Genomic DNA, 26,651 nt, shown 5'->3' on the forward strand with positions numbered 1-26,651 from the left:
TCCATGGCGAAGAAGCAGAAGCGCAAGCACAAGGAGCCAAGGGAGCCACGCGCGGACGCCGCGCCGAACGAGTCCCTCGCGACCGCGGCGTTCGCCGCCGCCGACGCCGGCGAGGACGACGCAGGCGAGGACGACGCAGGCGAAGGGTCCGCCGCGGAGATCGCGCCCGACGAGACGCGGCTCGTGCCCGGCTACGATCTCGACGCCGACGAGTCGCTCGACGTCGCGCCGATCGGCCCGACCGAGGCCGTCTTCCGCCCGAGCTTCCCCCCGGCCTCCGTGCGTGGTGAGGCCCTCGGCGAGGAGGCGAGCGCGACGAGCGCCGCGGACATCGAGCAGCAGATCCGCGACCTCGAGGCCCGGCTCGACCTCATGATCGGGCAAGGCGTCGAGCGAACGGACGAGCCGGCGTACGTGCCGAAGCCGCCGAGCGACGTCCCCGCGAAGGGCAAGCGCAGCGACGTGCCTGCGCCGCGGGCCTCGGTGCCGGAGTCGGCGACCGCGAGCGAGGTGCTCTCGCCCGAGTTCTACGCGAAGCAGTGGGGCCGCGCGGGCCTGCGGAGCCGCTCCGAGGAGGTCGACGAGTTCGGCCTCGATCCGGCCTTCGAGGCGAAGCTCCTGCCCGTGCTCGACTTCATGTCGAAGCGCTATTTCCGCGTCGAGGTCGAGGGCGCCGATCACATCCCGAACGAGGGCCGCTGCCTCGTCGTGGCCAACCACGCGGGCGGCCCCCTGCCCTACGACGGCGCGATGTTACGCGCGGCCGTCCGCCGCGAGCACCGGGCCCACCGCGAGCTGCGCTGGCTCGCCGAGGACTTCGTCTACTACCTGCCCTTCGTCGGCACGTTCATGAACCGCCTCGGCGCGGTGCGCGCCTGCCAGGAGAACGCGGAGCGCCTGCTCAACAAGGGCGCGCTCGTCGCGGTCTTCCCCGAGGGCGCCAAGGGCATCGGCAAGCTCTACCGCGACCGCTACAAGCTCCAGCGCTTCGGCCGCGGCGGCTTCATCCGCCTCTGCCTGCGCACGCGCACGCCGCTCGTCCCTTGCGCCATCGTCGGCGCCGAGGAGGCGAACCCGATGCTCTACCGCTTCGAGTACATGACGAAGACGCTGGGCATCCCGTACTTCCCGATCACGCCGACGTTCCCGGCGCTCGGGCCGTTTGGCCTCATGCCCGCGCCGACGAAGTGGCGGATCCGCTTCGGCGAGCCGCTCACCTGGAGCAACTACGGCCCCGAGGCGGCCGACGATGAGATCCTCGTGGGGCGCCTGTCCGAGCGCGTGCGCGCCTCGATCCAGAGCATGCTCGACCGGATGCTGTCCGAGCGCCGCTCGGTCTGGCTGGGTTGACATGAGCCCAAAGGAACGCGGGGACGTCGCCGGCGTCCTCGTCCTCGACAAGCCGAAGGGGCCCACGAGCCACGACGTCGTCGGCAAGCTCCGGCGCGCCCTCGGCATGCGCCGCATCGGCCACGCCGGCACGCTCGATCCGATGGCGTCGGGCGTGCTCGTGATGCTGCTCGGCGAGGCCACCAAGCTCGGCCCCTACCTGACCGCGCACGACAAGGCCTACGAGGCGCGCGTGGTGCTCGGCCGCGGCACCAACACGCTCGACGCGGAAGGTGAGGTCACGGCCGAGGCGCCGCTGCCCGCGTGGCTCACCGAAGAGATCACGCAGGTCACGCAGGGAAGAGCGGGGACGAAGATCACGCAAGCGCTCGATCTCGAGCGCGCGCGGACCGAACAAGCCCCGCCCGCGTTCTCGGCGATCAAGGTCCAGGGCGCGAAGAGTTACGATCGCGCGCGGCGGGGCGAGGCGGTGGAGCTCGCCGCGCGCCCTGTCGCGGTGCGATCGATCGAGCTTCGCGGCGCGGGGATCCTCGAGCCGGAGAGGCTCGTGTTCCTCGACGTCTCGCTCGACGTGAGCAAGGGTTACTACGTGCGCTCCCTGGCGCGTGATCTCGGCCTCGCCCTCACGGTGCCCGCGCACCTCGGCGCGCTGCGCCGCACGCAAAGCGGGCCGTTTGGCCTCGACGCCGCGAAGGCGCTCGGCGCGCCCGCCGAGGAGCTCCGCGCCGCCGTCCTGCCTCTCGCCGCGGCCGTCCGCCTGGCGTTACCGGTCGCCGTGCTCACGGCCGAGGGCGTGGTTCGTGCATCCCAGGGCAAACGCCTCGGCGCGGCGCACTTCTCGGAGCCTCCTCCGCCCCCTCGTCCGGACGAACCTTCCGAAGGTGAAGAATCTGGAACGAGCGCATGGCTTTCCCCGGAGGGCCGTCTGGTCGCCGTGGGGAAATGGGATCATGATGGTTACGTGGTTCAACGCGGCTTCACGGACGTCTCCGTGGACCGCGAGGTCGAGTCGGAAATGCACGTCGTGTCTGGGCGTCGCTTTCCGCCCTGACCATTCGTAGCTGCCGAGCGACCGCGGCGGGTTGCGCTGCGAAAGCTAGGTCCGCTACGATTCGACGTGTAGGAGTTCGGTTTTGAGTCCAAACGACGTACCACTGACGCTCTTGGCAGGGGCCATCGCGTCGGCGATCGTGGGGGCCTTGTTCGCCGGCGCGGACACGGCCTTGACGAGCCTCAGCCAGACCCGCCTCGCGGCGCTCATCGAGCAGGCGGAAGGACCGGAAAAAGCGGCGCTCGAGCGCATCCACCGCGCCGACGCCAAGCTCCGGTCTCGTTACCTGCTCGGCAGGATCCTCAGCTCGACCCTGTCGGCGGTCTTCATCCTCCTGTTTTTCCTCCCGCTCTACCCGCATGCGGCGCCGCTGCTCGCGTTCGGCGTGACCGTGGTCTTCACGGGCACGCTCTACGAGGTCAGCACCACGCTCGGCCGCAAGCACGCCGATCACGCGGCGCCCCTGGCCGCGCGCTGGCTGCGCCCGCTGGAGTACGTGATGTTGCCGCTCGCGATCCCGCTCGGCTGGCTCGGCGCGGCGATCGCGCGCAAGGACAACGGCGAGCCGCCGGATCCGCACATCACGGAGGCGGAGGTGGAGCTGCTCGTCGAGGAAGGCGCGCGCAGCGGCCTCTTCGGCCGCGAGCCGGCGGAGATGATCCGCAACGTGCTCGAGTTCCAGGATCGCACGGCGAGAGACGTGATGATCCCGCGCTCGAAGGTGGAGGCGATCGACGTGAACACGCCGCTCGACAAGACGCTCGCGCTCGTCACGGAGAGTGGCCATTCGCGTTACCCGGTCTATCGCGAGCAGCTCGACAACGTGGTGGGGCTGCTCTACGCGAAGGACCTGTTCAAGGCGTTCGAAGAGGACCGGCTGAAGAACAAGTCGCTGAAGGAGATCATCCGCAGCCCGGCGAACTTCGTGGCCGAGTCGCAGCCGCTCTCGACGCTCTTGCGAGAGATGCGCGGCCGCAGGCAACACCTGGCGATCGTGATGGACGAGTTCGGCGCGGTGAGCGGCATCGTGACGCTGGAGGACGTGCTCGAAGAGATCGTCGGTGACATCCGCGACGAGCACGACGCGGCGGAGGAGCCGCCGATCCAGGATCTCGGCGACGGTCGGCTGATGGCGGACGCGGCCGTGTCGATCCGCGATCTCTCGGCCTTCCTCGGCTCGAACTTGCTGCCGGACGGCGACACCGAGGTGGACACGCTCGAGGGACTCTTGACGGAGCACCTCGGCAAGACGCCCGAGAATGGCGCGAGCGTGAGCAAGTACGGCCTGCGCTTCATCGTGCGCGACTGCGACGAGCAGCACATCGGAAAGGTCGAGATCGTCAAGCCTCGTAGCGTCGAGGCCTGAGTCACGCCGGACAAAACGAAACGGGGCCCGCTTTCGCGAGCCCCGTTTTTTTTCCATCACCCGAGGGTGAGAGGATTTCAGCTCCCCTGCGTGACCTTCTGGATCGAGGTCATCAGGTTGTCGCCGACCTCGATGAGGCCCGTGACCGGGTTCTGCGGGTTCGAGTCGTCGCCCTTGAGCTCCGTGCGCAGATCGATGAACGCCTTGCGCAGGTTGCGGATGATCTCCTGGCTCGTGAACGCAGAGGTCGTGATGGGATCGACGGGGACGAGCACGGGATCCCCGTTGCCGGGCAGGTCACCCTTCGTGTAGCGGTTGAGCTTCTTCTCGACCGACTTCATGCCCTGCGGCGTGCGCTCCGGCTTGAGGACTGCGTAGTTCGCGGGCCAGTCCTTGCCGAGATCGAAGGGCTCCTTGACCGGCACGAGCTCCGCGATGACGCCCTTCTGGTCGGAGCGGAAGAGCACGGAGAAGTTCATCACCGGCTCCTTCTCCTCCTTCCACCCCTTCTCGACCGGCGCCTTCGCGAACTCGAGCAGGTTCTTGAAGCTGTCCTTCTTCTTGTTCAGCTCCTCGCAACCCTTCGTGTAGTTGAGGAGCTGCCGGAGCGCGCCTGCGTTGAGGCCGGAGATGCTCCCGCCGTCGACCTTCGTGGCGTCGAACGGGATGTTGATGCCGCCGAGCTGGCCGGCGAGCTCCGCGGGATACTCCTTCTTGCCGAGCTTCTCCGCCGCTTCGCCGAGGAGCGTCTCGAGCTCCTTCATCTTCTCGTTCGCGGCCTTCACGTCGGTCATGAGCGCCTTGGCGTTCGCCACGACGGCCTTGCCGCGCTCGTTGCGTGCGGCGGCTCCGCCGACCGGATACCCGATCGCGATGCCGAGCAGCGCCGTGCCCACAGCAGCCGCGATGAGGCGCTTCTTCGCCTTCTCGCGCTCCTTGATGATCTCCTCGCCGACCTCGACCTTGATGGTCTGCTGGACGGCGGTGGGCTTCGGCGGCGGCTCTGCCGCGGCGGCCTTCGCAGGCTGGGCGAACGGAGGAACCGGGATGCCGGGCGAGATCCCGGGCGGCGGAGCGATGTTCGGAGACTTCCCCGCACCAGAAGGCGGCGGCTGCGACTGACCAGGAACGGGCAGCGGCACGGCCTGCGTCCCGATGTTCGTCTTGCCGAGCCGCGCCTTCAGATCGATCTTGGGTTTCTTGCTCTTGTCTTCAGCAGCCATCGGCTCCTCGTAGCGACCAGCGGGCAAGTTACCGGCGCGACGTACGTCGTGTCAACGTTGCGCCCGCCGAAATTCTCCCTCGCCCTTGGAAGCGGCCGCCCCGCGTTTCCTTGGTTTCTCGACGACGCGACGCGGCCGGGGTGGTAGCTAGCTCTGCGCATGCTTCCTCCGCGTCTTCCCCTCGCCGTCGAGAAGCGCGCCCTCACGGCTCCCGACGGTACGCGGATCACGTATTACGCGACGCGTTCTCCGTACCCCGGGGCGCCCGTGGTGATGCTCGCGAACGGGCTCGGGGGGCAGCACATCACGTGGAGCGCGCAGATCGAGCACCTGCGCGGGCGCTACCGCTTCCTCACGTGGGACTACCGCGGCCTCTTCGCCTCCGCGCGGCCGAAGGAGGACACCCCCGCCTCGTACGCCATCACGCGCCACGCCGAGGATCTGCTCGCGATCCTGGACGCCGAGGGCGAGGCGCGCGCGGCGCTCGTCGGCTGGAGCATGGGCGTGCAGGTCGTGCTCGAAGCGTACCGGAAGGCGCCGCGCCGCGCGCGTTGCATCGTGCTCCTGAACGGCACGAGCGGCAGGCCGCTCGACACGGTGAGCCCGCTGCCGGGCATGAAGACCGTGATCCCTTCCCTCGTGGAGCTCGTGAGCCGCGCGCACGCGCTCGCCTCGCAGGTCACGCGCAGGGCCGCGGACGTGCCCGAGGCGCTCGCGTGGCTGAAGGCCATGGGCGTGATGAACGAGTCGCTCGACGACGCGGTCTTCAACGAGCTCGTCCAGGGCATGAGCAAGCTCGACATGGAGGCGTATTTCCACAACCTGCGCGCGCTCGGTGATCACGACGCCTCGGACGTGCTCGGCGCGATCGACGTGCCCACGCTCGTCGTGTCGGGCGATCGCGACGCGATGACGCCGCCCGCGCTCGCGAAGGAGATGGCGCGTCAGATCCCGGGGGCGGAGCTCTACGTCGTGCGTGGAGGCACGCACTACACCGCGGTCGAGTTCCCCGAGCTCGTGAGCCTGCGCCTCGAGAAATTCCTCGCGAAGGCCACGGAAGGCGCGGGCGGAACATCGAACGGTTAACGCGCGATTTCCCTGGATTTCCCGGGAAAAAGTCGCGTCGAGCGGCCAGCCGCACGGTGGCGCGGGTGCTACCTTCGAGATCGGGGGGATGGAGGGGACGCGCGCCACGCGCCTCGGCGCGCCGCACGGACCGTCCATCGCTAGCAAGGTGGGATCGATGCGGCTGCTCGTCGTCGACAACTACGACTCGTTCACTTACAACCTCGTTCAATACCTGGAGATCCTGGGCGCGCACTGCGTCGTGCGGCTGAACGACGCGATCGACGTGGACGGCGCGCGCGCCCTCGACCCGGACGGCATCCTCGTGTCACCCGGGCCCTGCTCGCCGAACGAGGCGGGCGTGAGCCTGAAGATCATCGAGCACCTCGGCGGCGAGCGTCCTCTGCTCGGGGTTTGCCTCGGCCATCAGGCCATCGCGCAGGTCTTCGGCGGGCACGTCGTGCGCGCAGGGCGCGTGATGCATGGCAAGACGTCGCCGATCGAGCACGACGGTCGCACGATCTTCACGGGCCTGCCGCGGCCCTTCGTGGCGACGCGGTACCACTCGCTCATCGTGGAGCCGAGCTCGCTGCCGAACGAGCTCGAGGTCTCGGCGTGGACGACGGAGGGCGAGATCATGGGCCTGCGCCACGCGCGCCTGCCGATCGAGGGCGTGCAGTTCCACCCCGAGTCGATCCTCACCACGCGTGGCATGGACCTGCTCCACAACTGGCTCGATCTCGTGAAGGAGCACGCCCGCACGCGGAGGGGAGGAGCCCTCGCGGGAGCGGCCCTGTGAGCGCGCAGGCAGCCTCGTTCCCGCACGTCTTCGAGCAGATCGCGCGGGACGAACGAGCCCTGCCGCGCGCGCTCGTGCGCCGCTCGTTCGACGCGATCCTCGCGGGCGCCTGGACGCCGGTGCAGGTCGCCGGCTTCGTGGTCGCGCTGCGCCTGCGCGGCGAGGACGCCTCGACGATCGCAGCGGCCGCGGAGGCGATGCGCGCGGTGATGGTGCGCGTCGATCACGGCCTGACCGCGGTCCTCGACACGTGCGGGACGGGGGGCGACGGGCTCGGCACGCTGAACGTGTCGACGGCGGCGGCGCTCGTCTGCGCCGCGGCCGGCGCGCCCGTGGCCAAGCACGGCAACCGCAGCGTCTCGAGCCGATCGGGCAGCGCGGACGTGCTCGAAGCGCTCGGGGTGCCGATCGACGTGCCGCCCGAGCGTCAGGCCGAGGTGCTGCGCGAGGCGCGTCTCGCGTTCCTGTTCGCGCCGGCGCACCACCCGGCGATGCGGCACGGCGCGCCGGTGCGGCGCGAGCTCGCGATCCGCACGATCTTCAACGCGCTCGGCCCGCTCTCGAACCCGGCGAGCGCGACACACCAGCTCCTCGGCACCTACGATCACGCGCTCCGCCCGGTCTTCGCCGCGACGCTCTGCGAGCTCGGGCTGAGGCGCGCGTGGGTCGTGCGCGGCGAGGACGGGCTCGACGAGGTGAGCCCCTTCGGGCCGACACGCGTCACGGAGCTCGCGCGTGGATCGCTGCGGGAGATCGTCGTGCGGCCCGAGAGCTTCGGCCTGCCCGTCTCGCCCCCGGGCGCGATCCAGGGCGGATCGGCCGCCGAGAACGCGGAGGTGATCCTCTCCGTGCTCCGCGGCGAGCCGCACCCGGCGCGCTGCGCGATCGTGCTCAACGCGGCCGCGGCGCTCGCCGTCTTCCGCGAGCTCGACGACCCGCGCGAATGGCCGGATCTCGCCGCCGAAGCGGCGGGGGCGCTCGACAGCGGCGCGGCGATCGAGAGGCTCGAAGCCCTGCGCGAGGCCGCCTCGCGTGCGCGGGAAGAAGGAGAAGGGGGAGCGCCATGAGCGACGAGCCGCCTCGGACGCGCGTGCTCGACACGATCCTCGCCTCGAAGAAGGCCGAGATCGCAGCGCTCCACGCCGCGCCTCCGCCCCGCGCGACGCGCGCGCCGTCCGGCGGCGTCTTCGAGGCGCTCCGCAGGCCCGAAGGTGGGGCGCTCCGGCTCCTCGCCGAGGTCAAGCTCCGCTCGCCTTCGGCCGGCGCGCTCTCGACGTCGCTCCGGCCGCCTGCGCGCGCGCGACGTTACGCGGAGGCGGGCGCGACGATGATCAGCGTGCTCGTCGACGGCCCCTTCTTCGGCGGCTCGTACGACGACCTCGCGGCGTGCCGCGACGCGCTCGACGAGGCCTTCGGCGCCGCGCGACCGAAGCTGCTCTGCAAGGAGTTCATCCTCGACCCGATCCAGCTCGCCATGGCCGCGGCGCGTGGCGCGGACGCGGCGCTGCTCATCGCGCGTCTCACCTCCGCGGACGAGCTCGCGCGCCTCGCCGACGCCGCGCGGGCGCTCGGGCTCGAGCCCTTCGTCGAGGTCGCGACCGAGGAGGAGCTCGAAGCGGCCGAGCGCGCCCGCGCGCGTGTCCTCGGCGTCAACGCGCGCGACCTCGACACGCTCGCCATGGATCACGCGCGCGCCGAGCGTGTGCTCGCGCGGGCCGATCGCGCCGCCGCGCGTGTCCACCTCTCCGGGCTCGCGTCCGCGGACGACGTCGCGCGGATCTCGCAGGGCCCCGCCGACGCGGCCCTCGTGGGCGAGGCGCTCATGCGGCAGGACGACCCGGGCCCGCTCCTCCGCGTGATGGTCGCGCGCGCCGCTCTGCGCTGATCAGCCGCCGATGTGCTGCTTCAGTTGCGCCGTGAGCGCATCGAGATCCGCCTGCACGTCCGCGGCGGGCACGCCTTTCGTCTGCACGAACCGCGCGAGATCGGCGAACGACGGATCCTCGAGCAACGTGGCCACGGGCGGCAGCGTGTAGCTCTGCTCCCGGCCGAGCCGCGTGATGAGCGCGCGGATCTCCGCCCGGAAATCGAAGCCGGAGAGAGCGCGGTAGAGGATCGCCGCCGCGAGGTGCGCGGAGCTCTCCTCCGTGCGCGCGGCGGCCTCGAGCAGCTCCGCCAGGCGCAGGTGCACGATCGCCCGCGGCACCACGTTGTCGAGCCGCGCGAGCGGCGCGAGGGATCGCAGCTCGAGCGTGATGGCCTTCCCGAGGTCTCCCGCGTCCTTGTGATGGCCCGCGAGCGCGGCCAGCGTCCCGGCCTGCCCGAGGGCGTCGTTTTGCGCCTCGAACGCGGAGAGCAGCGCGTCGAGCCCGCCTTTCTCTTCCACGGCCCCCACGACCGGCCCGACGATCGACGCGTCGTTGGCTGCGCGCACGGCCTCGCCGAGCATCGACGCGAGCGCCCGGAACGCGCCTGCCCCGAGGAGATACGACGTCGCCGAGATCCCGGCCTCGATGCCCGCTTCTTTCGTCCCGCCGGGGACCTTGCCCTCGACGGCCGCGACGAACGCGGCGCCGTATCGCTCGCCGAACGCGACCTTCACGGCGGCCTCGTCTTGCCCTTTGCGCTGCTCGGGCTGCGCCTCCATCCACGCTGCCACCTCGCGCGCTGCTGCCTCCGTGGCCTCGAGGCCCATGGCCTCGCCTTCGCTCAGCGGCGCGCGCTTCACGAGCCGCGCCTCCACGAGCTCGCCGACGAGCCCCGTGATGTCCGGGCGCTCTGGCTCGCCGGCCGCCTTCAGGGCTGCGATCCGCTGCTTCACCTCGTCCGGCATGGCGGGCATCTCCGGCCTCGCCTCGGGCGGCATCCGTTCGAATGCGTCGAGCATGCGCCCGACGAGCCGCAGCTTCTCCTCCTCCACGGACTCTCCCGCGAAGACCTTCTCGACCAGCGCCTCGGGCACGGGCGGCAGGGCTCGCGTGACGATCCAGAGCAGGCGCCGCGCGTCGGGGGAGAGACCAGCGATCGCGGCTTCGGCCGTCTTGTCGGACATACCGCGCAGCGTACCGAGAGGCGGGATCAGGGAGAAGGGGGCTCGGCGGGCTTACGCGGGATCCAGAAGGACACGAGGTTGATCTCGAGGTCGAAGGGCGGCAGGCGTGGAGTCTCCTCCTCCCCTGCGGACGTGACGAGCCAGAGTTGCTGGCGCTCGGCTCGGAACACCTCGACGAGGTGGATCTCCGGATCGATCAACCAGACCCATTCCACGCCGGAGCGCGCGTAGTGCGGCAGCTTGATCTTTCGATCGTCGCGCGCGGTCGAGGGCGAGAGCACCTCGCAGACCCAATCGGGTGTCAGCGTGATGGGGTACCCGTGGGGCGGGTCGGGGCAGCGCTCCACGCGCCATCCGGCGAGGTCGGGGTTGAAGAGCCGCTCCCCGAAGCGAACTGCGGGCTCCTGCTCGATCCACCACCCGGAGCCCGTGACATCCGCGCTCGCGCCGCGGAGCGCCCACTGGCACTCGCGCGCCGCGCGCCGATGCGGCGCATCCGGCCGGGACATCGTGCGGATCACGCCCGGCTCGATGATTTCTCCGCTCAGGTACTCCGGCAGCCGATCGATCTCGGCGAGCAGCTCCTCGAACGTGGGGATCTTTCGCGCGGGGTCGCCCATGCCTGCGAAAATAGCACGGACGAGCGCCCCCGCGCCGCCGCCGACACCTACCGCTTCAGGAGCGTCGCGAACGGGTTGTTCGTGAACTTCCCCTGCGGCTGGGGTTTGCCCTGGGGACCGCCCTTGCCTTGCGGACCGCCGCGACCTTGCTGCGGACCTTGCCCGCCGCGACCTTGCGGCGCGCCTTGCGCCTGCTGGCCCGGCTGCGGGCGCTCGCCCTTCCGCGCCGTCAGCGAGATCCGCTTGCGCACCATGTCCACCTCGAGCACGCGCACCTTCAGCTTGTCGCCGACCTTCACCACCTCGCTCGGATCCTTCACGAACCGGTCCGCGAGCTGCGACACGTGCACGAGCCCGTCCTGGTGCACGCCCACGTCCACGAACGCGCCGAACGCGGTCACGTTCGTGACCACCCCTTCGAGCTCCATCCCCGGCTTGAGGTCCTCCATCGTCCGCACGTCGTCGCGGAACTTCGGCGGCTCGAAGCTCGCGCGCGGGTCGCGCCCCGGCTTCTTCAGCTCCGCCAGGATGTCGTTCATCGTGTACTCGCCGACGTCGCCGCCGATGTACTTCTTCGGGTCGATGCGCCCGAGGAGCTTCGTGTCGCCCACGAGCGACGCCACGGGCACGCCGAGGTCCTCCGCGATCTTCTCGACGAGCGCGTAACGCTCCGGGTGCACTGCGCTCCCGTCGAGCGGGTGTTCGCCCCCGCGGATGCGCAAGAAGCCCGCGCATTGCTCGAACGTCTTCGGCCCCATGCCCGCCACGTCGAGCAGCTTCTTGCGGCTCCCAAACGCGCCGTTCTGATCGCGGTGCGACACGATCTTCTTCGCGAGCGAAGGCCCGATGCCCGCCACGCGCGAGAGCAGGGGCGCGCTCGCCGTGTTGAGCTCGACGCCGACCATGTTCACGCAGCTCTCGACGACCTCGTCGAGCTTGCGCGCGAGCAGCGACTGGTAGACGTCGTGCTGGTACTGCCCCACGCCGATGCTCTTCGGATCGACCTTCACGAGCTCGGCGAGCGGATCCTGCAGGCGACGCGCGATGCTGATCGCGCCGCGCACCGTCAGGTCGAGGTCCGGGAACTCCTCGCGCGCCACGTCGCTCGCCGAGTACACGCTCGCGCCGGCCTCGCTCACGGGCACGCAGAAGATCTCCTTCAGCCCCTCGGCCGCGAGCACGTCGCGCACGAACTGCTCGGTCTCGCGCCCGTGCGTCCCGTTGCCCACGGCCACCGCGCGCACGCCGTACTTCCGGCACAGATCGCGGATCGCGCGCTTGCCGCGCTCCTCCGCGTCCGCGCCTTGCACGAGGTAGATCGTCTCGTTCGCGAGCAGCTTGCCCGTGTCGTCGACGACCGCGCACTTGCAGCCCGTGCGCTGGCCCGGATCGATCCCGAGCACCGCGTGTGTCCCGAAGGGCGCCGCGAGCAAGAGCTCCCGGAGGTTCTGCGCGAACACCTCGACCGCCGCGCGATCCGACTGCTGCTTCAGCTCCACGCGCACGTCGATCTGCACGCTCGGCGCGAGCAGCCGCTTGTACGCGTCGCTCACCGCCTTGCCGAGCTCGCCGGCCCACGGCGAGCCTCCATCGAGCCCGCTCATCTTCCCGATCGGCGCGAACAACCTCTCGCCCTCGAGATCCACGGACGCGCGCAAGACCCCCTCCGCCTCGCCGCGGCGGATCGCGAGGTACCTATGCGACGGCATCCCTGCGACGGGCCCTTCGAACGTCGCGTACGTGTCGAACTTCGTGGCCTTGCCCTCGTGCTCCTCGTTTTTCTTCACGCGGATCACGCCGTCTTGCATGTACGCCTCGCGCACGAGCTTGCGCACGTCGGCGTTCTCGGCGATCCGCTCGGCGCAGATGTCGCGCGCGCCTGCGAGCGCCGCCGCGACGTCGGGCACCTCCTTGGCTGCGTCGACGAAGGCCTTCGCCTCCTCCTCGGGGTTGCCTTCCTTCGCTTGCGACCAGATCCGGTCGGCGAGCGGCTCGAGCCCGCGCTCCTTCGCGATGATCGCGCGTGTCCTGCGCTTCGGCTTGAACGGCAGGTAGAGGTCCTCGAGCTCGGCCTTCGTGGCGCAGCCGAGGATCTTCTTCTTCAGCTCGTCCGTGAGCTTTCCCTGCTTGCCGATCTCGTCGAGCACCTGCCGTCGCCGCTCGTCGAGCTCCACGAGGTACGTGCGGCGCTCCTCGATGGCGCGGATCTGCACCTCGTCGAGCCCGCCCGTCGCCTCCTTGCGGTACCGCGCGATGAACGGCACCGTCGCGCCCTCGGCGAGCAGCTTGACCACCGCAGAGACGCCGGACCTCGGGAGCGAGAGCTCGTCCGAGAGGGTCGGGACGGGGTCAAAAGCAGGCAGCGTGAGCGTGGGTGAGGACACCGTGGTGGGGTCGGTCGTGGCGGTCATGAGACGGGTGGCTTTATGCATGGGCTGGACGGTTGTCCAGGGGGAAACGCCGCGAAGGCGGCGGCAGATGACTCCCGCATGTCCTTGATGTTCGTCGAGGCTTTGTCCGACAGAATGCAGGCTACGCTAGCTTCACTACAGCCGCCGCACGTGCCCGAGACAGAAGCTCGTCGATCCCGAGCCTCTCGGCCCACGTCTGCAAGTACTGCTCGTCAATCTCGGCGGCGCTCACGCGGAGGACCTCGACGACATCACGCCACTGCTTGGACGCCACCTCTCCGCCATCCCGGTACCAGAGCAGCTTCCGCAGCACCGTATCTTCCGCCGCCTTCACGAAAAGCTCCTCTCCCGTCGAGCGCACTCGCACCTTCCTGCGTCGATTGAATTCGACTTCGTCGTAGGGGGTCGACCCGAGGGCAAACAAATCCACCTTGGTGACCATCGGTAGATAAAAGATGTTCGCGCAGCTTCCTCTCCGAAGGGCGTCGCGAAGCATGTCCTCGTCCACCTCGAAATCCGGCCCCAGCTTCTCCGCGAAAGAGCGCACCCGATGCGGCATCATCGCGACGACGAAATCGATGTCGTTCGTCGCGCGTGGCTCGCCCTGGAGGGAGCTCGCGACGCTGCCTCCGAGAAAGTACTCGCACCCCACCGCTTCGAGCGCAGCCGCCACCCGGAGCGCCACGTCCAGCGCGTTCACCGCGTCGCCTGAGCTCGCCATACCCTCACACCGCATCCTCCGGCACGTCGCCGAACAACCTCTCCGCGCAGGCGCGACCGTACAGCCTCACCGTCAACCGCACCCGTAGCTCCTCCTCGCCCGCATCCGGATGCCGCGTTTGGATCCCGACGAGCGCGAGCTCCCGGACGGCTTGGCTCAGCCGCATCGCCGCTTCCAGCCGGCGCTCCGGCGTCATCCGGCGGAGCAGCTCGTGGTAGCGCGCGTCAGCCTCGGGGGACGTGTCGCCCATCAGCGTCGACATGACCCGATCCTACCACGACCTCGCAGCCTCCCACAGCGCTCGCCCTCCTCCTTCAAGGTTCCGCCCGGACGACCCGAGCCCCCCCACATCCCTCTTGACACTCCTTGCCCTCGTCCTCTCTCCTTCCGCCCCATGTACACCGACGAAGACCGCCGCCGCCTCCTCGAATCTCGCCACGACATCTCCGCCTGCGACAATCCCGCCCTCCTCACCCCGAAGCCCACCTTTCAATCGGCCGTCCTCGAATCTCGCGACGAGCTCGCCTCCGCGCGCGTGGGCATTCAATCGGCGACGGGCCTCGTCAGCCGCGAGCGCACCGAGACGGATACCGAGCGCGCCAGGCTCGAAGAGGCCGTCCTCGCTTGTGTTCGTCGGTATGCTTTCGTCCGCGGCAAGGTCCAGGACGTTTTGCTCAACGTCGACCCGGACATGCCCTTGCCCGCAAGCGAAAGGGAGCGCCGGCAGCGCCTCTTCGACCGCGTCTTCGGCACCACGCCGTCCGACCTCGGTCGAATGAGCCAGGGCAACATCGTCGAGGTCGCCGGCGGCGTCGCGGACGCCCTCGCAAAGGAACCGGATCTCGCGCAGCTCGGCCTCGCGGAGGGCCTCGCCATTGCCCACGCCGCCGCCAGGGACGCCGCCAAGGAGCTCAATCGCGAGGCCGACGAGGACACGCAGGCCATGCTCGGCCTCCGCGCCGCGCGTGACGCCTTCGATCGCGCCGCGTCCGCACACGCCCTCTTCGTCGAATCGCTCCTCGCGCGGAGCGGCCGAAAAGACGAAATCGGTCAATTCGTGCTCGCGCGCGACGCCGCTTATGCCGCGCGGCGCGCCGCCCGCGTCCCCGTCTCGGAGGAGCCCGGCGCGAACGAAATCGACGAGCCCCCGGTCGCCCCGACCCCTTGAGCCACGCCTCCCTCACCAACACGGCAAGGCAAGCTCCGTGCCGATTTGGCGATCTTGGCACAAAAATCGACACTTCAGACGCCCGAAGACACGTCCCGAAGACGAACAAGGGCAACTCGGCTCACCGAAACGCCGAAACTGTGCCCAAGATCGCTCCATCGGCGAGCCGAGCGCCCGATCCGGATGGCAGGATCGCCTCCTCGGACGCCCGAGCCCCGCTCCTCGAACCAGAATAGACCTCCTCGGACGCCCGAGCAGGCGAAGGAGACGGGATCGGCGTGGGATTCGGACGCGGTCCGATTCGTGGTGTAGCGCGCGCCGTAGGCCGCGCTAGGTTCGCGGCCTTCCTGGAGGAATCATGCGCTTCTGGCTTCGATCGCTCGTCTTTTTCTCTCTCGCCTCGGGCCTGGCCGCCTGTGGGGATGATTCGAATCCGAATGGCAATGACCCGGGCGGCTCCGGCGACTGTACCTGCTCCGTGACGATCGGCGAGGACACGCGAGAGCTCACATGCGGCGAGGCGACGTGTGTCGGCCCGAGCGACGACGACCGCTGGGCGACCTGTGGCGAGGGTGGCCCGGTCATCGGAGACAGGCTCTGCATTCAAGATCAATGGGAGGCGACCACGTCCACGTCGTTCGACTGCGACGGCCGGCAGACCTGCGCCCCCGACACCTATTGCGTGATTCGCGCCGGCGCGGAGCCGCGGCAGACCGAGTGCCGACCCATTCCCACCGGGTGTACACCTCCGACGAGCGGCCAGCAATGGTGCGATTGTCTCGAGCCGGACGCGATGAGCGCCGGCATCTGTGACGGAGCGACCGGCGGGCTCGCGAACTGCAACGTCACCGATCCGCGCAAGACCTCGGTCACCTGCTCGGATTTCTGAGCGCCCACGCGCTCGGGCTCAACGCGGGAACACCAGCCGCAAAGCGACCCGGGCGACGTGATCTTCCACGATCTGTCGCCCAGGTTCACCTCCCGCACCCGCGATCTGTTCGAGGTCCGCGTCCGCGAGCAACGCGAGGTGCATGATCAAGCCGGTCATCGTCTGGATCGTCAGCCGCGCCTCGGCGACGTCGAGGCCGCCCATGCTCCCGATCTGCGACGCGAATGCGTCGAGCATGGGCCCGCGCACCTGCCTGGCCCGCTGCGGCTCGAGGTATCCGAGCTGCGCATTGAGCTTCGCGCGCAGCTTGAGGCTTCGCCGCTCCGCGACCGCAAAACAATAGAACCGCCGCGTCACCTGCTCGATCACGGCGCGTGTGTCCGTTTGCATCAGGAGCGGGGCGAGCTCGAAGGCCAGCGCGCCGAGCCGCGTGTAGTACACGTCGAGGCAGGCCTCCAGCAGGTTCTCCTTGGTCGGGAAGTAGTAGTGGATCGTGCCCAGGCTCACGCCCGCGCGCGTCGCGACCTGCCGGACCGACACGTCGACCTCGCCGTCGTCCGTCTCGACCAGCTCGTGTCGCGCCGCGGAGACGATACGGTTCCAGGTCTCTTCGGAGCAGGCGTCCTTGGGGCGCACCATCGATGATGCGGTAGCATACCGCGGCTCGACGCTCAGAGCAGGTTGATGTGCGGCAGGGCGAACCCGTCGATCGCGCGCTGACCGGACGCTGTCCGATTCGAGCGATTGCGTCGTCGCTCGCGCGCTGCCAGAGAGAAAACACCTGGGCGTGATTCGACGCTCCATTTTGCTCACGCGACGAGCCAGCGGATACGACTCTTCGCGTGGACGTCTGCGTATATGCAGCCCTCCGCTTGCGGGGAAAGAATCGCTGTGATGAATCATCGACTTCCTCTTCCTGGGTCCGTGTGGCTCGGGCTTCTCGTGGCGCTGGCGGGCGCCTGTGGCGTCGATTCTTCGGGGCCGGGCGGAGACGGGGGCGGGCAGACCGCGAGCCCGGCGCAGGAAGCGACGGCCGAGGCGCGGGCGGCGTTGACGGCGGGGGCGGGCAGCCTGGGGGACTGCAACGGGAATCCGGCGCGCTGCGCGGCGGTGAGCCTCGCCGCGGGCGTTTTCCACACCGTGGCGCTGAAGTCGGACGGCTCGGTCTGGGCCTGGGGGCAGAACAGCTACGGCCAGCTCGGGGACGGCACGGGCACCGACCGACACACGCCCTTCGAGGTGACCGGCCTGAGCGGGGTCGCCGCCGTGACCGCGGGCTATTACCACACCGTGGCGCTGAAGTCGGACGGCTCGGTCTGGGCCTGGGGGTACAATAACCATGGCCAGCTCGGGGACGGCACGGGCACCGACCGACACATGCCAGTCCAGGTGATCGGGCTGAGCGGGATCACCGCCGTGACGGCCGGTTTCTATCACACCGTGGCGCTGAAGTCGGACGGCTCGGTCTGGGCGTGGGGGTCCAACGCCTCCGGCCAGCTCGGGGACGGCACGACCACCGAGCGGCACACGCCCGTCGAGATGAGCGGAGTGAGCGGCGTCACCGCGGTCGCGGCAGGCAACAGCCACACCGTGGCGCTGAAGTCGGACGGCACGGTGTGGGCCTGGGGGTACAACGCCTCCGGCCAGCTCGGAGACGGCACGACGACCAGCCGAGTCACCCCCGTGAACGTGACTGGCTTGAGCGGCGTCACCGCCGTTGTGGCGGCCGATAATCACACCGTGGCGCTGAAGTCGGACGGCACGGTGTGGGCCTGGGGGTACAACGCCTCCGGCCAGCTCGGGGACGGCACGAAGATCAGCCGCTCCACGCCCGCGCAAGTAAGCGGCTTGAGCGGGATCACCGCCGTGATGGCGGGCGACTCCCGCAGCGCTGCGTTCACGTCGAACGGCTCGGTCTGGGGCTGGGGGGCGAACAGCTACGGCCAGCTCGGGGACGGCACGACCATTACCCGAACAACGCCCGTCCCGGTGAACGGCCTGAGCGGCGTCACCGCGGTGGCGGCGGGGGTCGGGAACACCGTGGCGCTGAAGTCGGACGGCGCGGTCTGGGCCTGGGGGCGAAACGATTACGGCCAGCTCGGGGACGGCACGACCACCAATCGACCTGCGCCGGCGCAAAACGGACTCAGCCTCGCTTCGGGATGCAGCTCCGTGCTGGCGTGCGACACGGGGACGGGGGCTTGCCTCGCCGTCCCCGTGGCCGACGGGACGGCCTGCAACGACAACAATACGTGCACGCAGGCCGATACGTGCCAGTCGGGCACCTGCACCGGTGGTGACGTGGTGATCTGTGCTCCGGTGGGCGAGTGCGACGTGGCAATCTGCGACCCTGCGAATGGCGCGTGCGCGCCGAGCCCGAAGCCGGACAACACGCCTTGCACGGGTGGAGTGTGCTTCGGCGGCGTGTGCCAGATCGAAGGGGCGGCGGCGAGCGGGAGCGGGAGCGGGGGTGGGGGTGGCAGCAGCAGCAGCAGCAGCGCGAGCGGCGCCGGCGGCGGCAGCGCGACAGGAAGCGGTGCTGGCGGCAGCAGCGCGACCGGGACCGGAGGGAGCGGCGGGAGCGGCGGGAGCGGCGGGAGCGCAGGAGGAAGCCCCTCGACGGACAGCGGGTGTGGCGCGTGCGTGGTCGGTCGCGGCTCGTCGACCGGGGCGCCGTGGATGGGCCTCGGGCTCTTGCTGGTGCTGCTGCGGCGAAGGCGGCAGAACGTTCGGGCCGACGCGCGGGCGTGAGCCCGGAGCCGTGGTTTTCCGAGGAAGGGTGGTCTGATCGCGTGACCATCCTTTCTCGTTCGAGCATCACGCGTCGTGATCGGCGCGATCTTGATCTGCTACACAGAGTCCATGGGCTGTTCGAGGTGCCAGTGATGAGTTCCTTTTTGCAATTCTTGCCGCGAGTTCTGTTCGCCGGTTGTTTCGTGGCCGTATCGGCATGCGGTGGCTTGCTCGAGCAGGCGCTGCCGCTCGAAGCTCCTGCGCACGCGGAGCCCACGCCTGCTCCGAAAGAACCGAAAGAACCGGTCGTCGCCGCCCCCTATCAGCACCGGATTGTTTTCGGGAATCAACCGTTCAAGGCGGATGCGAGCAATGCCTCGACCGCGATCGACGTCTGGACGCTCGGAGATCCGCTGTACATCCATGCTTATGGGCCGTCTCCGAAGTCCGTCGTGCTGTATGCGGAGGTCAACGGCGAGCCTGCGCTCGGGGCCGGCGCCGAGATCGTCGCGGGGGCGAAGTTCGGGGCGCTCGGCGAGGTTCACCTCGACGGCGGCGGCACGAGGTACCCGGTGCAAGGCGCCCTCGGTCCGCAGGCGAGGGGTGTCAACATCGGCGGACCGTCGACGTACGACGCCGGGGTCTGGGCAGACCGCGCTCCACACTGGGCGCGGATCTGGCAAGAGTTTCACTCGCGCATCGTGCCGATGCTGCACGTGGGTGACAACACGCTGAAGCTCACGCTGGCAAACGCCAAGCGGACCGAGACGTTCGCCGAAGGATCGGTGACGATCAAGGTCCCGAGCGAAGGTGCACTGAAGGCGGACCTGGCGTCGAACACCGAGAAGGCCGCGGATGGAGACGCCGCGCTCCTGCGTGACATAGACAAGCTCGTACGAACTGGACCGCATTTCCGTGGCGCTCAGATTGTACGGATCGCGTATCGTACCGGCGTCTGGCTGAACGAAGCCAGGAATCATCAAATCGTCGCGGCGAGCACCGCGGTCAACGTGATCCATCGCAAGTCGGACGACGCGTACCCCGCGCGGTGCCGCGTGACTGGCCTCGTCGTTCGGCGTGAGGCTCAGGGTAACCAGGGAGGACCACTCGGCAAAGTCACGCTCCACAGCCGGACGGTCGAGACGCGCTGGACGCCGTGTCCCTAGCGCCCGCGAAGTAGCAGATAGAGGAACGCGAACGTCTCACGGCCCGAGCGCGACCAGAAACGTCTCGTAATACCCCGACGACGGCGTCATCCCGAGCCCGAGGTCCACGGCGCCCATCACGGACCCCGCGATGAATACGCGCCCCTGCCCGTCCACCGCGGCCCGCTGCCCCGATTGCACGTCCACGCCGCCGATGTGCCGCAGGAACACCGGGTTCCGGTCGGCGTCGAGCACCGCGACGAACGCGTCCTTCCCGTTCTCGCCCTCGGGCGTCACGAGCGCGCCTGCCCCGAACGACATGCGCCCCAGCATGTCCCCCGTGAGGATCACGCCCCCGTCGCTCGATAACGCGAGCCCCTGCCCGATATCATAGCCCTCCCCCCCGTACACGTTGCTCCGCCGATGGTTTCCAGCGGCGTCGAGCTCCAGCAAAAACGTATTCGCGTCGTATTCATCCGCCGCCTGGTGAAAACCCCCGCCGAGGTCGACGCCTCCCTCGACCTTCCCCGTCAGCACGAGCCCGCCATCCGGCGCGAACGCCACGGCGCTCACCACGTCGTTGTACCCCGCTTCGCCCACCTTCCGGCTCCAGAGGGGGGCGCCGTCGAGATCGTACGTCACGACGAACCCGTCATTGTAACCGCCCGCGACGAGGTCGACGTCGAGGCCCAGGTCGAGCTCGAACGCGAATCGCCCGACCACGGCGATGGTATCGCCCCGCGCCGCCACGTCGTTCACGACCGTGAATCCATCGCTGCTGGAGAGCAGCCGCGACCACACGGGCGCGCCCGAAGCGTCGAGGCGCACGAGGAATGCGCCCTTCGAATCGGTTTGCGGCTCGCCGACGCCGAGATCCAGAGCGCCCGACGTCGTCCCCGCGACGATCGCCCCGCCGTCCGGCATCGCCGCGACCGCGAATCCCCGCTGCCGCCCCGCGCCCCCGAGCGCGCGCGCCCAGACCACCTTCCCCGCCGGATCGAGCTTCGCCACGAATGCATCGTCACTGCCGGTCCACGGGAGCACCACGCCGTCGAGCTCCATCTCCCAGCCAAACGTCCCCGCCACGAGCGCCGTCCCGTCCGGCGAGGTCGCGACGTCATTCGACATCTCGGCGAATTCAGCGCCGAACGAGCGGCTGTAGACGTGTCTGCCTTCGCCGTCGTACCGCGCGACGTACGCCTGGTAATTGTTCCCCGGGCTCGGCAATGCGCCCCCGCCGAGATCGACCTCCCCGTGATACCGCCCCGCCACGATCACGCCGCCCGATTCGACCCCGGCGAGCCCCACCGGCTCGACCGAGCTGCCGCGCCCGAACCGGCGCCCCCACAACGTCGAACCCGAATCAAACAGGCTCTCGTCGTCGCCACAACCCACGAAGAACGCCGACAAACCCACGAGCCCCAGCAGGCGAAGGAAGGACACGGTTCACCTCGTTTCACGAAAAGAAAAGCCTCTCCGTGACGCTAGCAGATGTGCCGCGCCGAGGTCACGTCGCGGCGCGCTCGACCCAGGGCCGGAGCACGGCCGCGGCGTCCACCGACACCCGCCCCGCGCCGAGCACCACGTCGAGCGAAGGATCCACCGCGAGCGCCGCCTCCACGCGGAGCAGCGCCGGCAAATACACCACCTCGCGCCCGAGCCCACCCGCGCGATACACCCGCGCCGTGATCCGAAGCGCGTCCGGGATACTCGCCCCGTGGGATAACAAGAGCCGCGCCGCCTCCACGAAATCTGCCCCCGCCTCCATTCGCCGCGCCGCCACATGCCGGAGCGCGAGCTCTCGCCGCCGCCCCCCCACGAGCGCCCCCGCGCGCCGCTCCAGATGAAGCGCCCGCCCCTCCTGATCATCCGCGCCCGATTGCGTGCCGATCACGAAGATCCCGAGCCCCATCTCCGCCGCCCGGCACCGCGGCAAGACGTGCCCCTCGATCTCGTGCAGCACCGTCCGCTCCACGTCCGCACGCGTCATGAGCCGGCCCGCCGCGACCTGCACGACCCCCTCGCCCGTCGCCGCGAGCGACGAGAGATCCCGCACCACCACGACCCGAAATGGCAGCCGCCGCGCCCCGATCTCCGCCCGCATCCGCACGAGGAGCGACCCCTCCGCCCCCTCGTCGTCACTGCGAATGAGCGGCTCGTCCTCGGCCCCGCCCCGCGGAGGCGCCTCGAGCCATCGCGCGGCCAGGTGATCCGCCGCGTCATCGTGAGGATCACGCCGGCCAAACCTCCGCCGCGCCGCCGCCCAGAGCCCACTCGTCCCGACCGCCGAGCAGATCAGCGCCTCCGCCGCGATCTCCCGCGCCCGACCGGCGTACACGACGCCGAGCGGCCCCTCGCCCTCGAGGAACGCCGCGAGCTCGCCGAGCGCGCGCACGAGGCCCTCGTGATCGGGCGCCGGCTCGTACGAGAACCGCGGCGCCTCGTGCGCGCCCCGCGCCCACACGTGGCCGAGCCGGTCGAGCTCCGCCCGCAGGTTCGTCGGCGTCGTGCACAGGATCAGACGCACCCGCGAGGCCGCCTGCACGAGCGCGTGCCCCGCGTCCGTGAGCCATGGCATCGAGCGAAGGTCCCCCACGCGCGACACGCGCCCCTACAGCAAGTTCGCCGCGAGCTCCGCGAGCTCGCTGCGCTCGCCCTTCGCCAGCACGACGTGCCCGGCGATCGCCTCTTGCTTGAAGCGGTCCGCCACCACGCTGAGCCCGTTCGACGCGTGATCCACGTACGGGTTGTCGATCTGGTGCGGGTCACCCGTGAGGATGATCTTCGTCCCCTCGCCCGCGCGCGTGATGATCGTCTTCACCTCGTGCGGCGTGAGGTTCTGCGCCTCGTCCACGATGAGGTATTGATGCGGCAAGCTGCGGCCGCGGATGTACGTGAGCGGCTCGACCTGCACGACGCCGCTCTCGAGGAGCTGCACGAACCCACGCGCCTCCGTGCCCTTGCCCCGCGCCGCGCCGCTCGAGAACAGGAACTCGAGGTTGTCGTAGATCGGCTGCATCCACGGGTTCAGCTTCTCGTCGACGTCCCCCGGCAAGAACCCGAGATCCCTGCCGAGCGGCATCACCGGTCGGCTCACGAGCAGCCGCGAATAGACGCCGTCCTCCACCGTCCGCCGGAGCCCGGCCGCGAGCGCGAGCAGCGTCTTGCCCGTGCCCGCCTTGCCGATCAACGTCACCAGCCGGATCTCGTCGTCGAGCAGCAAATCCAGCGCGTACGCTTGCTCCTTGTTGCGAGGCCGCACGCCCATCACCCCGTCGCGTGGCGTGCGAAGCGCGACGACCTGCCCCTTCGAAGCGTCGAACCGACCGAGCGCCGTGTGCGCCGCGCTCGCCTCGTCACGCAGCAGCACGCCGACGTTCGGGTGGAGCACCGTGCGGTGCGGCGCCGCGACGAACCCGTGCTGGAAAAACAGGTCCACGTCGGACCCCGGCACCTCGACCTCGAGCACCGACAGCTCGTTCTCGGGATCGGGCGCGGCCTCGCTCTCGTACGTCTCCGACGTCACCCCCAGCGCGTCCGCCCGGATGCGCAGGTTCGTGTCCATCGTGACGAAGATCGTCGGCTTGTCCTTGTCCTTGTCGCGGACGTCGATCGCGACCTGCAAGATCGCGAGGTCCTGCGACTTCGAGTCGAGCCCCACGAGCGCGTTCGGGCGCCTCTGCGGGATCGCGATCCGCAGCGTGCCTCCGCGCTCGAGCGGCACGCCCACCGAGAGCTGGTTCGAGGGGCTGCGCAGCCCGTCGAGCAGCCGCGCGATCGTACGCGCGTTGCGCCCGCGCTCGCTGCCTTCCCGCTTGAACTGATCGATCTCCTCGATCGCGTAGATCGGGATGATCAGGTCATTGTCCTCGAACTTGAAGATCGCGTGCGGGTCGTGGAGGAGGACGTTGGCGTCGAGGACGTAGTTTTTCCTCATGGCTGAGTCGGCCCGTTGCAAATTGGATGACGGCCCCGCGGGGTAGCCGCGGTCAGGGAAGTGCGCAAGCTTAGACCAGGCGCACGTACCGCCCGTGGCGAATCAGCGGCTCGCCGTCCAGGTCGACGTCCGTGTCGGCCGCCGCGAACGAGAGCTGGCCGTGAGACGTCCAGAGCGCCCCCGTCCGCGACGCGAAGTTCTCCCCCAGCGAGAGGTGCACGCCCGGCATGTTCTCGTCGTGGATGAGCTCGCCGAGCGGCGCCGCGATCCCGATGTTCGCCCCCAGCGAGAGCAGCCCCACCCGATCGTGGCCCATCGCGTCGCCGATGAACTTCTCGACGTACGCCTTCACCGACGCGTCCCGGCACTCCACGCGTTGCACCCGCCCGCCCTCGAACGTGAGCCGGATCGGCCGGCTCGAGAGCGAGCCGAGGCGCGAGCCGTAGCCGCCGCCCATCGACGCGTCGACCACGTACGTGCCCGTCACCTGCGCCGGCGACGTGACGAGCGCGCCGTACGGCACGTTGAGCCACTGGCCCGAGCGGATCGTGCTGCCGTTCGCGAACCACCGCAGGTTCGGCGCCATCTCCACCTCGAGCGACGTCCCCGCCTGCGAGCGCACCTGGAGCCTCGCGTGTGGCCTCATCGCGCCGCGCAGCGCCGCGATCAGGTCGAAGACACGCGTCGAGCTCGCCAGCATGCTGTTCACGAAGGCGCGCCGGCTCGTCCCCACGATGTGCACGTGCCGCGCGCGGTTCGCCGTGGCGAGCGTGACGAACGTGTGCCGCGCGTCGTACTCGCCCTCCTCGTACGTCGCGGCGAACAAGGTCACGTCGGCGCCCGGCAGCGCCGCGAGCACCTCCGGCGGAAAGCGCCCCCACGGCCGCGGCGCGAGCGCCTCCGCGTCGATCCGCTCCACGCGCGCCCGCCGCTCGAGCCCCACCTGCTCGAAGGCGCGCGCCACCGAGTCGTTCTGCCGGTCGTGCACGATGAGCAGCCGCTCGTTGGTCTCCAGAGCGACCAGCTCGTCGAGCACACGCGCCGCCGGCGTGGCGAGCCCCGGATCGATCGCCACCCGCGCCGCGGACGCGAGCCCACCCGAGCGCGGCGCGCCCGGCGGTCGCGACGTCGAGTGCGCGAGCGACGAGGGCGGCGGCGACGTCGGCGGCGGCGGGATCGTCGAGATCGTGCGCGGAGCTTGCACCGGCGGCGGCAGCGGTGTCCTCCGCTGCGTCGACGGGGCCGGCGCCCACGAGCGGGGCGTGACCGAGGGCGGCGGCGGGGTGATCCCGCGGGAAAACGTCGGAGCCGGCGGGGGCGGCGTCGGCGTCGGCATCCGCTGCGGGGGCGGCGACAGGAGCCGCCTCGCGCCGAGCGTCGAGATGGGTTTGTCTTCCGGGTTCGTCGGCGAGGCCCCAAATTCCCGCGTGGGCTTCGGCTCTGCGTTCGCGGGGAGCTCGGAGAAAACACGCCGCGACGACCCGCGCCCCGGCGAAGGAGGCGTCGGTCCCGATGCGCCGGGCGGACCCTTCATGGTCGTCACCCTCGAGAAGCTACCCAATTTTCCGACACGTGTCAGGGGCCGTGTCGGTGCGCTGACGCTTCCAATCCCACGGCACAAAACCACATCGTGGGTTTTCTGCGTAGCCTCCTTCGCGCCCTCGCCCCCTCGCCCGGGGATCAGAGGTCGATGCGGTAGTCTTTGATCTTGTAGAGCAAGGCGCGGTGGCTGATCTCCAGCACCTCCGCGGCCCGCGTGCGGTTGCCTTTCGTCTTCGTGAGCGCCCGGCGGATGAGGATCTCCTCGATGACGCGCGCGGTCTTCTTGATCGAGAGCTCGCCGCTCGTCAGGTGAAGCTGGATCGGATCCCGCGCCTCGCGGATACGCTCGGGCAGATCGTCCGCCTCGATGCTGTCCTTCTCGGCGAGGACCATGGCCCGCTCGATGGTGTTCTCGAGCTCGCGCACGTTGCCGGGCCAGGCGTACTCGAGGAGCAGCCGCCGCGCCTCGGGCGAGAGCTGGCGGATGTTCGTCCCGAAGCGCGCGTTGTTGCGGTTCATGAAGTGCTCGACGAGCAGCGGCACGTCCTCGCGACGCTCCCGGAGCGGCGGGATGCCGATCGGCAGGACGTTGATCCGGTAGAACAGGTCCTCCCGGAACCTGCCGGCCTGCGTCTCGGCGTGCAGGTCGCGGTGCGTCGCGGCGATGATCCGGACGTCGACCTTGATGTCCTTCGAGTCGCCGAGCCTGCGGATCGTCTCCTCCTGGAGCACGCGGAGCAGCTTCACCTGCAAGGAGAGCGGCAGCTCGCCGATCTCGTCGAGCAGGAGCGTGCCGTGGTTCGCCTGTTCGAAGAGCCCGACGCGGTCGGTGGTCGCGTCCGTGAAGGCGCCGCGCCGATACCCGAAGAGCTCACTCTCGAGCAGGCTCTCGGGGATCGCCCCGCAGTTCACCGCGACGAACGGCCCGCCGCGCCGCGCGCTGCGCTTGTGGAGGGCCCGCGCCACGAGCTCCTTGCCCACGCCGCTCTCGCCGGTCACGAGCACCGTGGTCTTGTAGTCGGCGATCTTGGCGATCGTCTTGAAGATCGCCTGCATGCTCGCGCTCTTCGCGAGGATCTCCTCGAACGTGCTCTCGCGGAGGATCTCCTGCTTGAGCGCGCGGTTCTCGCGGCGCAGCGCCTCCCGCTCCTCGGCCTTGCGCAGCGTGAGCAGGAGCTCCTCGGCCTTGAAGGGCTTCTGGATGTAGTCGTACGCGCCCGCCTTCATCGCCTCGAGCGCGAGGTCGACGTTGCCGTAGGCGCTCATCACGATGACCGTCGCCGGATCCCCCTTGGCCTTCAGGGTCGCGAGCAGATCGAGCCCCCCGAGCCGCGGCATCCGCACGTCCGTGAGGATGAAGTCCGGCCCGAAGGACTCGAGCAGCGCGAGCGCCTCCTCGACCCCCGGCGCGACCTCCACCTCGTAGCCGTCTCGCTTCAGAAACGAACGAACGACGACCCGCAAGTTCTCTTCGTCGTCGACGACCAGGACTCGGCGCATGGATCCTCGCAAACTTTTCTACACGGATCGAAGCTACCCTGCAACGGTTGCACCTGGGCCACGATTGACAGGGGCTTTC

At 69.7% G+C, this 26,651-nt stretch carries 23 protein-coding genes; 11 read left to right on the forward strand and 12 right to left on the reverse strand.

The annotated features are described in order from the left end of the window. Nucleotides 1-3 precede the first annotated feature (3 nt). The 3 genes from GF068_RS07745 to GF068_RS07755 all read left to right on the forward strand — a co-directional run bounded on the left by GF068_RS07745 (nucleotide 4) and on the right by GF068_RS07755 (nucleotide 3,767). Entirely contained in the window at nucleotides 4-1,350 is a 1,347-nt protein-coding gene (locus GF068_RS07745) for a lysophospholipid acyltransferase family protein (protein ID WP_206079414.1), read from the forward strand. Between the two features lies 1 nt (nucleotide 1,351). Then, on the forward strand, nucleotides 1,352-2,401 hold the full coding sequence (gene truB / locus GF068_RS07750) for a tRNA pseudouridine(55) synthase TruB (RefSeq protein ID WP_153818683.1): 1,050 nt from the start codon (nucleotides 1,352-1,354) through the stop codon (nucleotides 2,399-2,401). Nucleotides 2,402-2,513: 112 nt separating this feature from the next. Further along, nucleotides 2,514-3,767 carry a hemolysin family protein gene (locus tag GF068_RS07755; RefSeq protein WP_240806729.1) on the forward strand — a complete coding sequence of 418 codons (1,254 nt, stop codon included), beginning with the start codon at nucleotides 2,514-2,516 and terminating at the stop codon, nucleotides 3,765-3,767. A 77-nt stretch (nucleotides 3,768-3,844) separates the two neighbouring features. Here GF068_RS07755 and GF068_RS07760 read toward each other — a convergent pair whose 3' ends face one another. Next, nucleotides 3,845-4,990, reverse strand: a complete 1,146-nt coding sequence (locus tag GF068_RS07760) for a formin (protein ID WP_153818685.1) — start codon at nucleotides 4,988-4,990, stop codon at nucleotides 3,845-3,847. A 159-nt stretch (nucleotides 4,991-5,149) separates the two neighbouring features. Between GF068_RS07760 and GF068_RS07765 the strand changes: the two genes are divergently transcribed. From GF068_RS07765 to GF068_RS07780, 4 genes are all read left to right on the forward strand, one after another. Continuing rightward, nucleotides 5,150-6,076, forward strand: a complete 927-nt coding sequence (locus GF068_RS07765; protein ID WP_153818686.1) for an alpha/beta fold hydrolase — start codon at nucleotides 5,150-5,152, stop codon at nucleotides 6,074-6,076. A 157-nt stretch (nucleotides 6,077-6,233) separates the two neighbouring features. Continuing rightward, a complete protein-coding gene (locus tag GF068_RS07770) occupies nucleotides 6,234-6,854 on the forward strand; it encodes an anthranilate synthase component II (RefSeq protein WP_153818687.1) in 621 nt (206 codons plus the stop codon). Continuing rightward, on the forward strand, nucleotides 6,851-7,921 hold the full coding sequence (gene trpD, locus GF068_RS07775; RefSeq protein ID WP_170319350.1) for an anthranilate phosphoribosyltransferase: 1,071 nt from the start codon (nucleotides 6,851-6,853) through the stop codon (nucleotides 7,919-7,921). Before GF068_RS07770 ends, trpD begins: the two co-directional genes overlap by 4 nt. After that, nucleotides 7,918-8,739: an indole-3-glycerol-phosphate synthase TrpC gene (locus GF068_RS07780; RefSeq protein WP_153818689.1), complete on the forward strand. Its 822-nt coding sequence runs from the start codon at nucleotides 7,918-7,920 to the stop codon at nucleotides 8,737-8,739. The genes trpD and GF068_RS07780 overlap by 4 nt, the downstream gene beginning before the upstream one ends. Here the strand turns inward: GF068_RS07780 and GF068_RS07785 are convergent, their stop codons facing one another. From GF068_RS07785 to GF068_RS07805, 5 genes are all read right to left on the reverse strand, one after another. Beyond that, the gene (locus GF068_RS07785) at nucleotides 8,740-9,906 is read right to left on the reverse strand and encodes a hypothetical protein (RefSeq protein ID WP_153818690.1); all 1,167 of its coding nucleotides are present in this window, start codon (nucleotides 9,904-9,906) and stop codon (nucleotides 8,740-8,742) included. It abuts the gene before it with no gap. Nucleotides 9,907-9,932: 26 nt separating this feature from the next. Further along, nucleotides 9,933-10,526 (reverse strand): Uma2 family endonuclease, encoded by a 594-nt coding sequence (locus GF068_RS07790; protein WP_153818691.1) that lies wholly within the window; start codon nucleotides 10,524-10,526, stop codon nucleotides 9,933-9,935. A gap of 47 nt (nucleotides 10,527-10,573) precedes the next feature. Further along, entirely contained in the window at nucleotides 10,574-12,937 is a 2,364-nt protein-coding gene (locus GF068_RS07795) for a Tex family protein (RefSeq protein WP_153818692.1), read from the reverse strand. A gap of 121 nt (nucleotides 12,938-13,058) precedes the next feature. After that, nucleotides 13,059-13,637 carry a hypothetical protein gene (locus GF068_RS44910; RefSeq protein ID WP_240806730.1) on the reverse strand — a complete coding sequence of 193 codons (579 nt, stop codon included), beginning with the start codon at nucleotides 13,635-13,637 and terminating at the stop codon, nucleotides 13,059-13,061. A 25-nt stretch (nucleotides 13,638-13,662) separates the two neighbouring features. Then, entirely contained in the window at nucleotides 13,663-13,920 is a 258-nt protein-coding gene (locus GF068_RS07805) for a hypothetical protein (RefSeq protein WP_240806731.1), read from the reverse strand. A 132-nt stretch (nucleotides 13,921-14,052) separates the two neighbouring features. Between GF068_RS07805 and GF068_RS07810 the strand changes: the two genes are divergently transcribed. Continuing rightward, nucleotides 14,053-14,826 (forward strand): hypothetical protein, encoded by a 774-nt coding sequence (locus GF068_RS07810; RefSeq protein ID WP_153818693.1) that lies wholly within the window; start codon nucleotides 14,053-14,055, stop codon nucleotides 14,824-14,826. A 358-nt stretch (nucleotides 14,827-15,184) separates the two neighbouring features. Continuing rightward, nucleotides 15,185-15,715, forward strand: coding sequence for a hypothetical protein (locus tag GF068_RS07815; RefSeq protein WP_153818694.1), 531 nt, complete (start codon nucleotides 15,185-15,187; stop codon nucleotides 15,713-15,715). An 18-nt stretch (nucleotides 15,716-15,733) separates the two neighbouring features. Here the strand turns inward: GF068_RS07815 and GF068_RS07820 are convergent, their stop codons facing one another. Further along, a complete protein-coding gene (locus GF068_RS07820) occupies nucleotides 15,734-16,354 on the reverse strand; it encodes a TetR/AcrR family transcriptional regulator (protein WP_170319351.1) in 621 nt (206 codons plus the stop codon). A gap of 255 nt (nucleotides 16,355-16,609) precedes the next feature. Between GF068_RS07820 and GF068_RS44175 the strand changes: the two genes are divergently transcribed. After that, complete coding sequence (locus GF068_RS44175; protein WP_206079415.1) at nucleotides 16,610-18,466, forward strand: RCC1 domain-containing protein; 1,857 nt, start codon at nucleotides 16,610-16,612, stop codon at nucleotides 18,464-18,466. A 41-nt stretch (nucleotides 18,467-18,507) separates the two neighbouring features. Then, the gene (locus tag GF068_RS07830; RefSeq protein ID WP_153818696.1) at nucleotides 18,508-19,614 is read left to right on the forward strand and encodes a hypothetical protein; all 1,107 of its coding nucleotides are present in this window, start codon (nucleotides 18,508-18,510) and stop codon (nucleotides 19,612-19,614) included. Nucleotides 19,615-19,650: 36 nt separating this feature from the next. Here the strand turns inward: GF068_RS07830 and GF068_RS07835 are convergent, their stop codons facing one another. The 5 genes from GF068_RS07835 to GF068_RS07855 all read right to left on the reverse strand — a co-directional run bounded on the left by GF068_RS07835 (nucleotide 19,651) and on the right by GF068_RS07855 (nucleotide 26,572). Next, nucleotides 19,651-21,036, reverse strand: coding sequence for a WD40 repeat domain-containing protein (locus tag GF068_RS07835; protein WP_153818697.1), 1,386 nt, complete (start codon nucleotides 21,034-21,036; stop codon nucleotides 19,651-19,653). A 64-nt stretch (nucleotides 21,037-21,100) separates the two neighbouring features. Continuing rightward, complete coding sequence (locus GF068_RS07840; protein ID WP_153818698.1) at nucleotides 21,101-22,171, reverse strand: tyrosine/phenylalanine carboxypeptidase domain-containing protein; 1,071 nt, start codon at nucleotides 22,169-22,171, stop codon at nucleotides 21,101-21,103. A 33-nt stretch (nucleotides 22,172-22,204) separates the two neighbouring features. Next, nucleotides 22,205-23,530 carry a PhoH family protein gene (locus GF068_RS07845; protein ID WP_153818699.1) on the reverse strand — a complete coding sequence of 442 codons (1,326 nt, stop codon included), beginning with the start codon at nucleotides 23,528-23,530 and terminating at the stop codon, nucleotides 22,205-22,207. 70 nt (nucleotides 23,531-23,600) lie between these two features. After that, a complete protein-coding gene (locus tag GF068_RS07850) occupies nucleotides 23,601-25,064 on the reverse strand; it encodes an aminopeptidase (protein ID WP_153818700.1) in 1,464 nt (487 codons plus the stop codon). A gap of 146 nt (nucleotides 25,065-25,210) precedes the next feature. Beyond that, nucleotides 25,211-26,572 carry a sigma-54-dependent transcriptional regulator gene (locus GF068_RS07855; protein ID WP_153818701.1) on the reverse strand — a complete coding sequence of 454 codons (1,362 nt, stop codon included), beginning with the start codon at nucleotides 26,570-26,572 and terminating at the stop codon, nucleotides 25,211-25,213. Nucleotides 26,573-26,651 lie beyond the last annotated feature (79 nt).

Source organism: Polyangium spumosum (genome assembly GCF_009649845.1).
In the GTDB taxonomy this organism is placed as follows: Bacteria; Myxococcota_A; Polyangia; order Polyangiales; family Polyangiaceae; genus Polyangium; species Polyangium spumosum.